Genomic DNA, 14,641 nt, shown 5'->3' on the forward strand with positions numbered 1-14,641 from the left:
CCAACTCGGCTTTGGTCTCGGTGAGTTCATCAGGATTCACGCCTGAAAATTAACAGATTCCAGCGACGATTAACAGCCGACACGCCCAACCTAACTAAGTACTACTGGGAGACTGCTGATTTATCCGACGCTTTAAGGCCCGCCTTTGTTGGTTTCGGCCGATGTGTTTAAGACTTGATTCATGCAGGGTCGTGATGATGGTCAGCGTCAGTTGTTGGATGTCGGTGCGTTCGCTGGGCACATGTTGCCGGCCGGGTCGGTGTTCGCGTTCCTCGCGGAGCACCGGCACGAGTTGTTCCCCGATGACGCGTTCGCGGACTTGTTTCCGTCGGGCCGGGGCCGCCCTTCGACTCCGGCGGACGTGATCGCGTCGGTGATGGTGCTGCAGACCCTGCACTCGTTATCAGATCGGGAAACAGTGGAAGCGGTCACGTTCGACCTGCGCTGGAAAGCGGCCTGCGGGTTCGGTCTGACGGAGACATCGTTCCATCCGACGGTGTTGACCTACTGGCGGCGCCGCCTCGCGGCAAGCACCCGTCCGCACCGTATTTTTGAGGCGGTGTCCGAGGTCATCGCCCAGTCCGGGGCGCTCTCGGGCCGGAAGCGGCGGGCGTTGGACTCCACGATCCTGGACGACGCGGTCGCCCGCCAGGACGCGGTGACGCAGCTGGTCGCGCAGATCCGCCGGGTCGGCCGCGAGGTCCCGGGAGCGGACATGATCGTCACGAGCCTGCCCGGCCACGACTACGCCAAGCCCGGCAAACCCGACATCGCGTGGGACGACAAGGCGGCCAGGGACGAGCTCGTTTCCCGGCTCGTGACCGACGCCCTGGCGTTGCTGACGGCGATCGATGCGGCGGCTTTGACGGAGCCGCAGCAGGAAACGGTCGCGTTGCTCGCCCTCGTCGCGGGTCAGGACGTTGAACCGGCCGAGGGGTCCGATGGCACCGATGGGCGGTGGCGGATCGCCCGGAAGGTCGCGCCGGACCGGGTGATCTCGACTGTTGACCCCGACACCCGCCACGCGCACAAGAGCCGGGAGAAGAAGCAAGACGGTTTCAAAGCCCACATCGCGATCGAGTCCGACACGGGTTTGGTGACCGCGGTCGTGTTGACGAAAGCGTCCGGGGCGGAGAACAGTGATGCGGCCCACGGCGCCGCCCTGATCGCCGCGGACACCAGCATCGGGACAGACCCTGTCGATGTATTGGGCGATTCTGCCTATGGCAGCGGCGACCTCCTCGCCCAGGTCACTGCCGCCGGACATACCCCGATCATCAAGCCGATGCCGTTGAGTCGGGCAGTCCCGGGCGGGTTCACGATCGATGACTTCACCGTTGATGAGGCTGCGGGCACGATGACCTGCCCGGCAGGACTCACCCGGCTGATCAGCCCAAAACGACGAGTCACGTTCGGCAGTGCCTGCACCGGTTGCCCGCTCCGGGCCCAGTGCACCACGGCCACACGCGGTCGCAAGATGGAGTTGCATCCGCAGCAACAGATTCAACGCGAGCATCGGGCCCGCGCGCTTGACCCTGACTTTCAAGCCGTTTACCGACAGCACCGGCCGATGGTTGAACGCTCGATCGCATGGATGACTCGCGGGGCGAGACGGGTCCCTTACCGCGGCGTGGTCAAGAACCACGCCTGGTGGAACACCCGCGCCGCGGCCATCAATCTGAAGCGACTCCTGGGCCTCGGACTCACCAGCCAGAACGGGGTTTGGGCCCTTGGCTGAAGGCACCAGGCAGGGCAGGCACCCCAGCGCTCACACCGACCTCGAGAACATCGCTGGCCTGGCCAGACTCGCGACTCTGACTCGGCCCCGCGAGCAACCCAAACACGCCCACACGCGACTGAAAAAACGACCCACCTGACTCGCGAGAGCCACCGCACCCAGCTAAATCAGCAGGCTTCTAGGGGCCCCGGGGCGAACTGTTGCGGCTCCGCGAGGCCCGTCCGCAGGCGTTCAGCAGGCTGGGTGACCTAGTCTGGCCCTTTGTGTTCCGCGCCGACCGACAGGAATCGTCATGCACCCCACCCTCTTCGGGATCGACTTTCTCGACTCTGGATGGCTGATCGGCTGGTTCGGGTCGTTTGTGCTGCTCGGGGTCGCCGCAGTGGTGTTCATCGAGACCGGTTTCATCGTGCTCTCCTTCCTTCCCGGGGACTCCCTGCTCTTCACGGTCGGGCTGCTGACGGCGACGGGCGACGTGCCGTTCCCCTTCTGGGTGACGTGCCTGGTCATCTTCGTGGCCGCGTTCTCCGGCGACCAGCTCGCCTATTACATCGGCCGAAAGGCGGGTCCGGCGGTCTTCAGCCGGGAGCAGAACCGGTTCTTCAACCCGCAGAACGTGGAGCGCACCAACGCCTTCTTCGCCAAGCACGGAGGCAAGTCCGTGATCATCGCGCGCTTCCTGCCCGTCTTCCGCGCCTTCGTCCCGGTTGCGGCGGGAGTCGGCAAGATGTCGTACCGCACCTTCGTGCTCTACAACCTGGCGGGATCGTTCCTCTGGGGCGTCGGCCTCACCCTGGTCGGCTTCGTCCTGGGGCAGATCGAGTTCGTCGCGAAGTACTCCGAGTTCTTCATCATCGCCATCGTGCTGATGTCGGGCATCCCGATCCTGACGGAACTCTACCGAGGCGTGCGCTCGTCGCGGCGGGCCCGCACCGCGAAAGTGTCGTGATCCGCCCCGAAGTGGGCGAAAATAGGTCCCGTGACACTTGAAACATCCGCATTGACCGAGATCATCACCGTCGTCGACCTTGCCGGGGTCATGGCGAACGCCATCCTCGGTGGAGTGGCCGCTCGAACCGCGCGGCTCGACCTGGTGGGTTTCGTGGTGCTGGCCATCATGTCGGGCCTCGGCGGCGGGATGATCCGGGACACCCTGCTGCAGCAGGGCACGCCCATCGGGCTGACCAATCCCGCCTACCTCATGTTCGCGGTGATCGGCGGGGTGATCGCGTTCTTCGTGACCTTCAACGGCCGCTGGTCTCGCCAGGCCCTGATCTTCGTGGACGTCCTCGCCGTCGGCTGCTGGTCGGCGGTCGGCGCGCAGAAGGCACTCGACGGCGGCCTGGGCTGGATGCCCGCCATCCTGCTCGGAGTTATCACGGCCGTCGGCGGGGGCATGGTGCGCGACATCATGCTGCTCCGGGTCCCCACGATCTTCGGCGGGAACACCCGCTACGCGACCAGCGCCGTGCTCGCCAGCACCGAGATGGTGGTGCTGAGCAAGCTCGGGTACGGGGCGGTGGGCACCGGGGTGGCGATCCTGAGCGCGGCGGCCCTGTCGCTGCTCGCCCGACGTTACGGCTGGGTGCTGCCGACGAGTTACACCCTCCGGATCCCGCGGCCGAGCCTGAATCCGCGAGTCTGGCAGGCCAGGCGAGCCCACGCCCGCAGAACAAGAGCGCCCCGCAGTCGGCAGCCCGGCCCCCGGCGGGTCAGGACCGGATGAGATCCCACGGCCTGCCCACGCCCAACACACCCTCGAGAGGACAGCAACAATGAGCCTGATCCGGCTGAACGATGTCAACGTGCGGTTCGAAAACGCGCAGATCCTGCGGGAGGCGTTCTTCCGCCTCGAACCGGGAGACCGGGTCGGAATGATCGGCAAGAACGGGTCGGGAAAAACAACGATCCTCAAACTGATCCTCGGTCAGGTGACCCCGGATGCCGGGACCGTCGCCCTGGAACCGGGCACCAGGGTGGGGTACTTCTCGCAGTTCTCCGAGCTGAACGGTGAGGCCACGATCACCGAGGTGCTCAACGGCCTGTTCGCACCGATCACGGCCATCGAATCCGAGCTGGCGTCGATCGATGCTGCCATTGCGGCGGACTCTTCGGCAAGCGCCGAACTCGACCGCCTGATCCACCGCCAGGCCGAACTGTTCGAAGAGATGGACCGACTCGACGGCTGGGACTACGCACGAAGCATCGACACGGCACTCACCACTCTGGGCTTCAACCAGGCGCACCGCGTCTGCGCGATCGATGAACTGTCCGGTGGCTGGCGCAACCGGGCCGCGCTGGCGAAGATCGTGCTGGAACGCCCGGACGTGCTGCTTCTGGACGAGCCCACCAACTACCTGGATGTGGCCGGTGTCGAATGGCTAGAGGCCTGGTTCCGGGACTTCCGCGGCGCCGCGATCATCGTCTCGCACGACCGGCGCTTCCTGGACGCCGTCGTCACCCGGATCATCGAGGTCGAGAATTTCCACCTGCACGAGTACCCGGGCAACTTCGGCGAATACGTGGTGCAGAAACAGTTCCGCCTGAAGACACTCGAGCAGCAGTTCGTGCACGAGTCCGAGCTGCTCGCATTCGAGGCGGAGGGCATCTCCGACCGGCGCGAGGCGGCGAAGGCGGCCAGCCGGGACCTGGGGAACCAGCTCGCCAAGATCAAGAAGGCCCGCACCCCGCGGCCCGTCGACCAGATCATCACCGAGATCTACGGCGGCCTGCACGTCAAGGATGCGCTCTGCCGGGTCGAGGGGCTGAGCAAGTCCTACGGTGAGAAGGTTCTGTTCGCGGAGCTCAGCTTCGAGATCAGGCGCAGGGACCGGATCGTGGTTCTCGGCTCCAACGGCAGCGGCAAGACCACGCTCCTCCGGGTCCTGACCGGGGAGGAACGGGCCGACTCCGGCGAGGTGGCCTGGGCCGGCGGCGCCGCCGTGGTCTCCTACAACCAGGTGCTCGCGGAACTCGACGACACGGACACGGTCACCCACGCCGTGAACGCGATGCCGGGCAGCCTCGCCCTCACGGCGACGCGCAAGTCGGTGAACAGGTTCCTCGCGATGTTCCAGTTTTCCGAGGCCGACCTCAAGCAGAGGATCGGCAATCTGTCCGGCGGACAACGGGCCCGCGTGGCCATGGCGCAGTGCCTGCTGTCCGGTGCCTCGGTGCTGCTGCTGGACGAACCCACCAACCACCTCGACCTGTCAAGCACGCAGGTGATGGAGCGGGCCCTGCTCCATTTCCCCGGGGCCGTCGTGGTGGTCAGCCACGACCGTTTCTTCACCGAGAAGATCGCCAACCGGCATCTGGTCTTCGGCGCGGAGGCGGCGCAACCCGGCGAAATCGACGTGCGCGTGGCCTAGCGCGAGCCCGCCCAGCCCAGTGGCGCCTAACCAATTCGACGGAGATTCTGCCCGAAAATACGTTTTCGGCCTGTTTTGGGCCCGATTCGGGCAAAATCTCCGTCGAATTCGTTCGGGCACGCATCGACCACCGCCGTGCGGACTCGTCCGGCTAGCTGTTGCCGCGCTCCCAGAAACTCGGACCGACGGGTTCCGTGAAGTCGCTCCGGGCGATGCTGTCGGGCTGGTCGTGGCCGGGCGAGTCGGAACTCGGCGCGGGATTCAGCGGGTCGTGACGGACCCTCCGAGCGAGGCGATGGCGCGGAGGAGGCGTGGGCCGGCGGCGAACCAGGCGACGAGCATCAGGGCCAGCGACGCGGCGAAGATCCAGAAGCCGGTCCAGCCGTCGTCGCTCTGCGCCGCGTACATGTGGTTCAGGTTGCGGAGCGCGCCGGTGGCGAAGACCAGGGTGACGTGGATCACGATAAAGAACAGGAAGAAGACCATGACGCCGACGTGGGCGACCCGGGTCGGGCCGAGCGGGACCAGCTTGCTGAGCCGGCGTGAGGTCCAGATCGGCGACAGACGGATGCCCGTGGCCAGGGCCAGCGGAGCCGCCACGAACACGATGAAGAAGTAGCTCAGGGTCTGGAGGGCGTTGTACTTCACCCAGCCGTCGCCGACCGGCCAGTTCAGGGAGGCGTACTGGATGGCTGCCGAGACGGCGTTGGGGATGATGCCCCAGCTGACCGGAACAATGCGAACCCACTGGCCGGTGGCGAAGAGCAGCACGTAGAAGGCGAGGCCGTTCAGCACCCAGAGGGCGTCGACCGTGAGGTGCACCCAGACGTTGATCCCCATCCGGGTGGGGGCTCCCGCGGTGCGGAGGAGGCCCGTGTTCCGCCGGGTCCAGAACATGGCCGGACGTCCCTGGCTGCGAATCTGCCAGCCCGAACGAACGATGAAGAGGATGAAGAAGGCGTTCAGTCCGTGCTGCCAGGCGAGCCAGGCCGGAAAGCCGACGGGTGCCCAGGTGGGTAACGCCGAGGCCCCCGGGAACTCGGCCAGGAAAGACTGCATCTCCGGCAGGGTACGAAGCCCCTTGGCGGCGAGCACCACCCCGGCCAGCAGCGCGATCGCCACGGGGATTGCCCAGGCCAGCTTGAACCAGACGCCACGGCCGGAGCCGATCTGACCGGCGCTGTCCGGTGTCACCGGCCGCCCTGTCGCACGATCGAGCAGTTCGGCATGGGGTTCTATCTTTCTGATGAAGAGCGGATGACGGGAATCGAACCCGCGCTATCAGCTTGGGAAGCTGAAGTTCTACCATTGAACTACATCCGCACGTCCGATCAGCGGGCGAGCCCGGATCGGAACGGTGCCAGCATATCAAGTCCGCGCCGTTAGGCTGGACCCGTGCTGCTCTCGGATCGCGATATCAAGGTTGAAATCAACGCGGGACGAATCAGTCTGGAGCCCTATCAGGCCGACATGATCCAACCGTCGAGCATCGATGTGCGTCTGGACGGCTTCTTCCGCCTCTTCGACAACCACAAGTACCCCTACATCGACCCGGCCGAGGACCAGCCGGATCTGACCCGGCTGATCGAGACCGCCGCCGACGAGCCCTTCATCCTGCACCCGGGCGAGTTCGTGCTCGGAGCGACGTATGAGAAGGTCACCCTTCCCGACGATGTGGCCGCCCGGTTGGAAGGAAAGAGCTCGCTGGGGCGGCTCGGGCTTCTGACGCACTCCACGGCCGGCTTCATCGATCCCGGTTTCACCGGCCACGTGACGCTCGAACTGAGTAACGTGGCGACTCTGCCGATCAAGCTCTGGCCCGGCATGAAAATCGGGCAGCTGTGCTTCTTCCGCCTGAGTTCGCCAGCCGAGCGCCCCTACGGATCCAGTGAGTACAGCTCGCGGTACCAGGGTCAGCGCGGGCCGACCGCCTCGCGGTCATTCCTGAACTTCCACCGCACGGATGTCCGGCCGTCGACCGGCCCGGCTACCGATGCGGACCTCGCCCGGGGCGAGTAGCTCCGACTCCCGGAGGCACCGGTTCATACGGATGCAACATACGCCCGGTAAAATCGGGGAATGACCACATCCGTGCCCAGTTTCACCGAGGCGCTCGTCGCCCCGGGACCGACGCCCGAGTACCCCGGACGGATGCGCCGGTTCGGCCAGCTCGTCGGAGCCTGGGCGGCGAAGGGGTCGCGCCTGAACGAGGTCAGCGGCGAATGGACCGAACGCGAATTCACCTGGATCGTCGAGTTCGTGCTGGACGGGCGCGCGGTGCAGGACGTGGAACTCGTCGTGAGCGGCTCGCATCCGACCGGCTTCAAAACCGTCTCGACGGCCCTACGGGTGTACGACCCGGATGCCGGGGCCTGGCGGGTCAGCTACTTCGCGCCGGCCGAAGGGGAATACTGCCACCTCGTGGCCACCCCGCACCGCAACGGTCTGCGCCAGGACGGCACCGGCACCGACGGTCGGCCGATCCGCTGGAACTTCGTCTCGATCACGGCCGACGCCTACGCCTGGGAGGGCTGGGTGTCCAACGACGAGGGCACGACCTGGCTGCTGGTGGAGCACAACGAGGCCACGCGCATCCGTTAGCCGATCTGGTCCTGCATGGCCTTCACCGGCAGCAGCAGCAGCAGCCCGGCGAGCAGCACCAGCATGATGCCGAGGATGCCCCAGTAGGTGGCCCCGAAGATCGTCACCATCAGGGCAAACATGGTCGGTGCGAGAAAGCTCACGGCACGGCCCGTCGTCGCGTACAGGCCGAACACCTCCCCTTCGCGGCCGGCCGGGATCAGCCGGGCCAGGAAGGTTCGGCTGGCCGACTGGGCCGGTCCGACGAAGAATGTGAGGGCCAGGCCCGCCGTCCAGAACACGATCTGACCGCCGTCGTGCAGCAGGAATACGAGGCTGCCGCAGACGATCAGGCCGATCAACGCGGTGACGATGATCGGTTTCGCGCCCAGCCGGTCGTCCAGCGACCCGGAGATGATGGTGGCGATACCGGCCACGACGTTGGCGGCGATCGCGAAGATGATCACCTCGCCGGGCGAGAACCCGAACACGGATGCCGCGAGCACGCCGCCGAATGTGAACACCCCGGCCAGTCCGTCCCTGAAGATCGCGCTCGCCGCGAGGAAGTAGACCGTATGGCGACTGGTCCTCCACAGGCGCGCGATGTCCTGACCGAGCACGACGTATGACCGGAGGAAACTCACGCGCTGCCGGCGCGTGGCGGCGGAGGAGCGGTATTCGGGCACCGACAGCAGCACCGGCAGGGCGAACAGGCCGAACCAGGCGGCCGCGATGAGCATCGCGACGCGCACCGACAGCCCGTTGTCGCCGGTCACGCCGAACAGGCCCACCTCCGGGCTGATGAAGCCGAAATACACGATGAGCAGGAGGACGATGCCGCCGAGGTACCCCATGCCCCAGCCGAAGCCGCTGACCTTGCCGATGGTGCGGGCAGTGGAGACCTGGGCGAGCATGGCATTGTAGTTGACGCTGGCGAACTCGAAGAAGACGTTTCCGGCCGCCACCAGGAACAAACCGAGCAGCAGGAAGTCCGGAGACGCCTGCACGAAGAACATCGCCGCGGTGAGGGCCACGACGATGAATGTGTTGATGCCCAGCCACAACTTGCGCCGCCCGGCCGTGTCCGACCGCTGGCCGGTGACCGGGGCGAGCACGGCCACCAGGATGCCGGCGATCGCCAGGGCCCAGCCGAGCTGGGCGGAGATGACGTCCTTGTCGCCGAACGCGGTGCCCGTGATGTACACGGTAAAGACGAAGGTCGTGACGACCGCGTTGAACGCGGCGGATCCCCAGTCCCAGAAGGCCCAGGCGAAGACGCGCCCTCTGCTGATCGCGCCTGGCAGTACCTGGGCGTCCGTGCCGCCTTGCTCCGTAATCCCGGTCATGCGCTGAGGCTAGTGGATCGCGGTAACCGACACGCAGCGTCGTGTGGTGAATCTTATAGTTGAGTCACTCACGCTCAACTCTCAGCTGCCCGGCTTGACTCCGATTTGAGACACTGGCACACTTGAGCCTGCACCACTCAACTCTGAGAAATCAGGGTGACCACAATACTCTGAAGGAGAACGCACACATGGCCCGTGCAGTAGGCATCGACCTCGGAACCACCAACTCTGTGGTGGCCGTCCTCGAGGGTGGAGAACCCACCGTCATCGCGAACGCCGAAGGCTTCCGGACCACGCCGTCCGTCGTCGCCTTCACCAAGGACGGCGAGGTGCTGGTCGGCGAGACCGCCAAGCGCCAGGCCGTCACCAACGTCGACCGCACCATCTCGTCGGTCAAGCGCCACATGGGCACCGACTGGAACGTCGCCATCGACGACAAGAAGTTCACCCCGCAGGAGGTCTCGGCCCGCATTCTGGCCAAGCTCAAGCGGGACGCCGAGGCGTACCTGGGCGACAAAGTGACGGATGCCGTCATCACCGTTCCGGCGTACTTCAACGACGCCGAGCGCCAGGCCACCAAGGAAGCCGGCGAGATTTCCGGCCTCAACGTGCTCCGCATCATCAACGAGCCCACCGCGGCCGCTCTGGCCTACGGCCTGGACCGGGGCAAGGAAGACGAGCTCATCCTGGTCTTCGACCTCGGCGGCGGAACGTTCGACGTCTCCCTCCTCGAGGTGGGCAAGGACGACGACTTCTCCACCATCCAGGTGCGTTCCACCGCGGGGGACAACCGCCTCGGCGGCGACGACTGGGACCAGCGCATCGTGGATCACCTGATCAAGAAGTTCAAGGAAACCACCGGCGTCGACGTCTCCAAGGACAAGATCGCCAAGCAGCGTCTCAAGGAAGCCGCCGAGCAGGCCAAGAAGGAACTCTCGAGCAGCATGTCGGCGAGCATCCAGCTGCCCTACCTGTCGCTGACCGAGAACGGCCCGGCGAACCTCGACGAGACGCTCACCCGCGCCCAGTTCGAGAAGATGACCGAAGACCTGCTCGACCGCACGAAGAAGCCGTTCCAGGACGTCATCCGTGAAGCCGGCGTCAAGGTGGAAGACATCGCCCACGTCGTTCTCGTCGGCGGCTCCACCCGCATGCCCGCCGTGTACGAGCTCGTCAAGGCCGAGACCGGTGGCAAGGACCCGAACAAGGGCGTCAACCCGGACGAGGTCGTCGCCGTCGGCGCCGCGCTGCAGGCCGGCGTGCTGAAGGGCGAGCGCAAGGACGTTCTGCTCATCGACGTCACCCCGCTGAGCCTCGGCATCGAGACCAAGGGCGGCATCATGACCCGCCTGATCGAGCGCAACACGGCCATCCCGACCAAGCGCAGCGAGACCTTCACCACGGCCGACGACAACCAGCCGTCCGTCGCGATCCAGGTCTTCCAGGGTGAGCGCGAATTCACCCGCGACAACAAGAACCTCGGCACGTTCGAGCTGACCGGCATCGCGCCCGCCCCGCGCGGCATCCCGCAGGTGGAGGTCACCTTCGACCTCGACGCCAACGGCATCGTGCACGTGTCCGCCAAGGACAAGGGCACCGGCAAGGAGCAGTCGATGACCATCACGGGCGGTTCCTCGCTCGCGAAGGAAGACATCGAGCGCATGGTGCGCGAGGGCGAAGAGCACGCCGCCGAGGACAAGCGCCGCCGCGAGGCAGCCGAGACTCGCAACACGGCCGAGCAGCTCGCCTACTCGATCGAGAAGCTGATCAAGGAGAACGACGAGAAGCTGCCCGAGGACGTCAAGTCCGAGGTGCAGGCCGACGTTGACGCCCTCAAGTCCGCGCTCGCCGGAGACGACGACGCGGCCGTGAAGACCGCCTTCGACAAGCTCAACGAGAGCCAGGGCAAGCTCGGCGAGGCCATCTACAAGTCCAGCCAGGCGGATGCCGCGCCCGGCGCCCCGTCCGACTCCGAGCCCACCGCTGAAGCGGGCAACCCCGACGAAGACGTTGTCGACGCCGAGGTTGTCGACGACGAGGACGAAGCGAAGAAGTAATGGCAGACGACACGAAGCGTCCAGAGGACGAGCCGTTTGAAGAGGGGGCACCCGTCGAGGGTGCCCCCGGGGCGGGCGGCGCGGAGCAGTCCGCGTCGGAGCCTTCCGAATCGGCGGACGCGGAGTTCTCGGCCGAGGGCATCGAAGAGGACGAGCTGACGGTGCAGGACATTCTGGACGCCGCCAACCGCGAAGTCGCCGAGCCCACGAGCGAGCACCTCGCCGACCTCAAGCGCGTCACGGCCGAGTACGCCAACTACCGGCGCCGCACCGAGGCGAACCGCGAGGTCGAGCGCGAGCGCGTCACCGTGGACGTCGTCAAGGGTCTGATCCCTGTGCTCGACGACCTCGATCGTGCTGAAAAGCACGGCGACCTCACCGAGGACTCGGCGTTCAGCACCATCGCGGCCAAGCTGCGGACGAGCGTCGAGCGACTGGGCGTTAAGCCGTTCGGCGCCGTCGGCGAGCCGTTCGATCCGACCATTCACGAGGCGATCTTCCAGCTGCCCACAGCGGATGTCGACACGGAAACCGTCGGGGACGTGATCGAGACCGGTTACTTCCTCGGCTCATCTCTCCTGCGCGTGGCCAAGGTCGTCGTTCAGGTACCGAGCGATGGCTAGCCAGGACTGGTTCGATAAGGACTTCTACAAGGTCCTGGGCGTCTCGAAGGACGTGACCCCGGCTGAGCTGAAGAAGGCGTATCGCAAACTCGCCCGCAAGTACCACCCGGACTCCAACCCGGGCAATCCTGCGGCCGAGGCGAAGTTCAAGGAGATCAGCGAGGCACACTCGGTGATCGGTGACCCTGCGCAACGCAAGGAATACGACGCCGTGCGCGCGATGGGCGGTGGAGCTCGCTTCACCGCCCCGCGCCCCGGCGGAGGCCAGGCCGGAGGCTTCGACGACGTCTTCGGCGGCATGTTCGGCGGCGGAGCGCGTCAGCAACAGCCCGGCTACTCCTACGAGCAGGGCGGGTTCGATGACCTGCTCGGCGGCATGTTCGGCCGCGGCCAGGGCGGCGGATTCGGCACCTCCAGCGGCGGTTTCCGCGGCTACGGCGGACCGACCCGGGGCCGGGACGTGGTCGCGTCGACCACGGTCGACTTCATCACGGCCACCCATGGTGACCAGATCACCCTGCAGACGCAGGATGGCCGGGCCATCAAGGTCAAGATTCCGGCCGGAGTGGCCGACGGGCAGAAGATCAAGCTGCGCGGCCAGGGGCAGCACAGCCCCGACGGCGGCGAGGCCGGCGACATCGTGCTCACCGTCAACGTGCGCAAACATCCGGTCTTCGAGCGGGATGGGCTGAACCTGCGAGTCGCGGTTCCGGTCACGTTCGTGGAGGCGGCTCTCGGCGCCACGATCGAGGTGCCGACCCTCGGCGGCGCGCCGGTCAAACTGCGCATCGCCGCCGGCACGCCGAGCGGCCGCGTGCTCCGGGTCAAGGGGCGCGGTGTCGTGACGCCCAAGGGCACCGGGGACCTCCTGGCCGAGGTGCAGGTCGCCGTTCCGTCACACCTGTCGAAGGACGCCGAGGAGAAACTCATGGCCTTCGCCGAGGCGGTGCCCAAAGAGAACCCGCGCGACGATCTTCTGGCGAAGGCGAGAGACTGACGGTGGATGAGAACACCCGGGTCTTCGTAATCTCGATGGCCGCCGAGCTTGCGGGTATGCACCCGCAAACCCTGCGCCAATACGATCGCCTGGGGCTGGTGAGTCCCGACCGCACACCCGGTCGGTCTCGCCGGTACTCGATGCGGGATGTGGCGAAGCTGCGTGAGATCGCGGAACTGGGCGCCGAAGGCGTGAGCCTTGAAGGCATCCGTCGCATCCTGGGGCTGGAAGACCACGTGCGCACCCTCGAATCCCGACTTCGGGAACTCGAATCGGCCCTGGCCGATGAACTGCTCAACCGTCCGGGCCGCCGCGTCTTCGCGGCCGGCTCGGCCGGTGAGGTCATCTCGATGCGTGCCGGCACCCGGACGCGGCGGTCGAATCAGATCGTCATCTGGCGCCCGCTCGATCACGGCGCCCTTCCACTCAAACGCCGGGAATAGGGCCCCGCGCCGGGCTAGCCTGAGGGAATGTCTGATTTTTCCTTCGACCGTCTGCGGCGCTACCCCGATGTGGAGGCCGATAACCTCTTCGCCGTGGATGCGAGCGACCGGCTGATCCTTGATCAGGCGGCCGATGCGCTGGGACCGGCAGAGGCCGGCGAGGTCGTCGTGCTCGAGGACAAATACGGGGCGCTCACCCTCGGCGCGGCGGCGCTGGCGGCTGCCCGCGACATCCGGGTGCACCAGGACGCACTCTCCGGGGAACTGGCCCTCGCCCGCAATGCGGCCGAGGCCGGTCTCTCCGACCGGTACCGCTCACTCGAGCTCGGCGAGGACCTGCTGGTGAATGCACGCGTGGTGCTGATGCAGTTGCCACGCAGCCTCGCCGCCCTCGATGAGCTTGCCGCCGCCATCGCTCGGTTCGCGGCACCGGACGTCGTCGTGATCGCCGGCGGGCGCATCAAGCACATGACCACGGCCATGAACGAGGTGCTTAGCCGGCATTTCGGTTCAGTCTCCGTCTCCCCGGCCCGGCAGAAATCCCGGGTGCTGACGGCATCCGTCCCCCTCCTGGCCGCAACGGATGGAGCCGTCTGGCCCCAATTCGTGGTTCATGCCGATTTAGGTCTGACGGTCAGTGCGCATGGGGCCGCTTTCGCCGGGACCACGATCGACATCGGTACGCGCTACCTGCTCGAGTTCTTGGACCGGATGAAGCCGGATGCTCAGGCGGCCATCGACCTCGGCTGCGGCACTGGCGTGATCGCGGCCGCCCTCGCCCGGCGTCGGCCGCGGTTGTGCGTGATCGCCACTGACCAGTCGGCCGCGGCCGTGGCCTCCGCCCGGGCGACCATGGCGGCCAATGAATTGCTGGATCAGGTCACCGTCGTGAGAGATGATGCGTTGAGCAGCCAGCCGGATGCGTCGGCGGAGCTGATCGTGCTGAACCCGCCGTTCCACATCGGTTCGTCGGTGCACGCCGGCATCGCGCTCAAGCTCTTCGACGATGCGGGGCGGGTGCTCCGACCGGATGGTGAGCTGTGGACGGTGTGGAACACCCACCTGGGCTACCGTCCAGCGCTGACTCGACTGGTCGGGACCACCCACCAGGTGGGTCGGAACTCCAAGTTCACCGTCACCGTATCGACGAGGCGATGACCGGGCGCGGGCCGCTCCGGCCGGGATCGATCAAGGCCGCTTGAGGCCATCGAAACCCGACACGCCCGGGATGCTGGAGCAAGTTGCGCGTCCCCGGTATTCACCGTAATGTCATTCAAGTCACCCCACAGGTTCGGAAAGCCGCAGAGCTTCCCGCCCTCAAGTGGGACGAAGGTTTTAGTTTCTTCTCATTCGCCTTTCCCGTTCAGGGAGCGACTGAGTAGAAACCAAGATGGTAACTCCCTCCGGCTGATGGTCGAGTTGGGTTTAGTGGTTGTTTGAGTTTGCTTTGGCGAACTGGAGATGAGCTGCTGGCCTCGATTTGACA

At 66.2% G+C, this 14,641-nt stretch carries 13 protein-coding genes and 1 tRNA gene; 11 read left to right on the forward strand and 3 right to left on the reverse strand.

Annotated features, from left to right (window positions below; all coding sequences use genetic code 11):
* Window positions 1–181: 181 nt before the first annotated feature.
* From E3T42_RS16455 to E3T42_RS16470, 4 genes are all read left to right on the forward strand, one after another.
* Entirely contained in the window at window positions 182–1,738 is a 1,557-nt protein-coding gene (locus E3T42_RS16455; RefSeq protein ID WP_134403403.1) for an IS1182 family transposase, read from the forward strand.
* A gap of 292 nt (window positions 1,739–2,030) precedes the next feature.
* On the forward strand, window positions 2,031–2,687 hold the full coding sequence (locus tag E3T42_RS16460; protein ID WP_134403404.1) for a DedA family protein: 657 nt from the start codon (window positions 2,031–2,033) through the stop codon (window positions 2,685–2,687).
* Between the two features lie 30 nt (window positions 2,688–2,717).
* On the forward strand, window positions 2,718–3,464 hold the full coding sequence (locus E3T42_RS16465; RefSeq protein ID WP_134366873.1) for a trimeric intracellular cation channel family protein: 747 nt from the start codon (window positions 2,718–2,720) through the stop codon (window positions 3,462–3,464).
* Window positions 3,465–3,513: 49 nt separating this feature from the next.
* Complete coding sequence (locus E3T42_RS16470) at window positions 3,514–5,109, forward strand: ABC-F family ATP-binding cassette domain-containing protein (protein WP_134366874.1); 1,596 nt, start codon at window positions 3,514–3,516, stop codon at window positions 5,107–5,109.
* Window positions 5,110–5,370: 261 nt separating this feature from the next.
* On the opposite strand, the gene E3T42_RS16475 is transcribed toward E3T42_RS16470, so the two are convergent.
* Complete coding sequence (locus E3T42_RS16475; RefSeq protein ID WP_134366875.1) at window positions 5,371–6,303, reverse strand: cytochrome b/b6 domain-containing protein; 933 nt, start codon at window positions 6,301–6,303, stop codon at window positions 5,371–5,373.
* Window positions 6,304–6,361: 58 nt separating this feature from the next.
* Window positions 6,362–6,432: transfer RNA gene (locus tag E3T42_RS16480), tRNA-Gly, on the reverse strand.
* A gap of 72 nt (window positions 6,433–6,504) precedes the next feature.
* Here E3T42_RS16480 and dcd point away from each other — a divergent pair.
* Both dcd and E3T42_RS16490 read left to right on the forward strand, forming a co-directional pair.
* Window positions 6,505–7,128 (forward strand): dCTP deaminase, encoded by a 624-nt coding sequence (gene dcd, locus E3T42_RS16485; protein ID WP_134366876.1) that lies wholly within the window; start codon window positions 6,505–6,507, stop codon window positions 7,126–7,128.
* A 60-nt stretch (window positions 7,129–7,188) separates the two neighbouring features.
* Complete coding sequence (locus tag E3T42_RS16490; RefSeq protein ID WP_134366877.1) at window positions 7,189–7,710, forward strand: hypothetical protein; 522 nt, start codon at window positions 7,189–7,191, stop codon at window positions 7,708–7,710.
* Here E3T42_RS16490 and E3T42_RS16495 read toward each other — a convergent pair.
* A complete protein-coding gene (locus tag E3T42_RS16495; protein ID WP_134366878.1) occupies window positions 7,707–9,035 on the reverse strand; it encodes an MFS transporter in 1,329 nt (442 codons plus the stop codon). The genes E3T42_RS16490 and E3T42_RS16495 overlap by 4 nt on opposite strands.
* Window positions 9,036–9,223: 188 nt before the next feature.
* Between E3T42_RS16495 and dnaK the strand changes: the two genes are divergently transcribed.
* The 5 genes from dnaK to E3T42_RS16520 are packed head-to-tail and all read left to right on the forward strand — an operon-like array spanning window position 9,224 to window position 14,313.
* Window positions 9,224–11,092: a molecular chaperone DnaK gene (gene dnaK, locus E3T42_RS16500; RefSeq protein ID WP_134366879.1), complete on the forward strand. Its 1,869-nt coding sequence runs from the start codon at window positions 9,224–9,226 to the stop codon at window positions 11,090–11,092.
* Window positions 11,092–11,715, forward strand: coding sequence for a nucleotide exchange factor GrpE (locus tag E3T42_RS16505; RefSeq protein ID WP_134366880.1), 624 nt, complete (start codon window positions 11,092–11,094; stop codon window positions 11,713–11,715). Before dnaK ends, E3T42_RS16505 begins: the two co-directional genes overlap by 1 nt.
* A complete protein-coding gene (locus tag E3T42_RS16510; RefSeq protein WP_134366881.1) occupies window positions 11,708–12,712 on the forward strand; it encodes a DnaJ C-terminal domain-containing protein in 1,005 nt (334 codons plus the stop codon). Before E3T42_RS16505 ends, E3T42_RS16510 begins: the two co-directional genes overlap by 8 nt.
* A gap of 2 nt (window positions 12,713–12,714) precedes the next feature.
* Complete coding sequence (locus tag E3T42_RS16515; RefSeq protein WP_134366882.1) at window positions 12,715–13,155, forward strand: heat shock protein transcriptional repressor HspR; 441 nt, start codon at window positions 12,715–12,717, stop codon at window positions 13,153–13,155.
* A 27-nt stretch (window positions 13,156–13,182) separates the two neighbouring features.
* Complete coding sequence (locus E3T42_RS16520) at window positions 13,183–14,313, forward strand: methyltransferase (protein ID WP_134366883.1); 1,131 nt, start codon at window positions 13,183–13,185, stop codon at window positions 14,311–14,313.
* Window positions 14,314–14,641: the final 328 nt, after the last annotated feature.

Source organism: Cryobacterium sp. TMT4-10, assembly GCF_004403275.1.
GTDB lineage: Bacteria > Actinomycetota > Actinomycetes > Actinomycetales > Microbacteriaceae > Cryobacterium > Cryobacterium shii.

Excerpts from the sequence above, each read along its gene's own strand:
- E3T42_RS16455 (WP_134403403.1), top strand. The coding sequence starts at position 182 with ATGCAGGGTCGTGATGATGGTCAGCGTCAGTTGTTGGATGTCGGTGCG.
- E3T42_RS16495 (WP_134366878.1), bottom strand. The coding sequence starts at position 9,035 with ATGACCGGGATTACGGAGCAAGGCGGCACGGACGCCCAGGTACTGCCA.
- E3T42_RS16510 (WP_134366881.1), top strand. The coding sequence starts at position 11,708 with ATGGCTAGCCAGGACTGGTTCGATAAGGACTTCTACAAGGTCCTGGGC.
- E3T42_RS16470 (WP_134366874.1), top strand. The coding sequence starts at position 3,514 with ATGAGCCTGATCCGGCTGAACGATGTCAACGTGCGGTTCGAAAACGCG.
- dnaK (WP_134366879.1), top strand. The coding sequence starts at position 9,224 with ATGGCCCGTGCAGTAGGCATCGACCTCGGAACCACCAACTCTGTGGTG.
- E3T42_RS16490 (WP_134366877.1), top strand. The coding sequence starts at position 7,189 with ATGACCACATCCGTGCCCAGTTTCACCGAGGCGCTCGTCGCCCCGGGA.
- E3T42_RS16505 (WP_134366880.1), top strand. The coding sequence starts at position 11,092 with ATGGCAGACGACACGAAGCGTCCAGAGGACGAGCCGTTTGAAGAGGGG.
- E3T42_RS16460 (WP_134403404.1), top strand. The coding sequence starts at position 2,031 with ATGCACCCCACCCTCTTCGGGATCGACTTTCTCGACTCTGGATGGCTG.
- E3T42_RS16520 (WP_134366883.1), top strand. The coding sequence starts at position 13,183 with ATGTCTGATTTTTCCTTCGACCGTCTGCGGCGCTACCCCGATGTGGAG.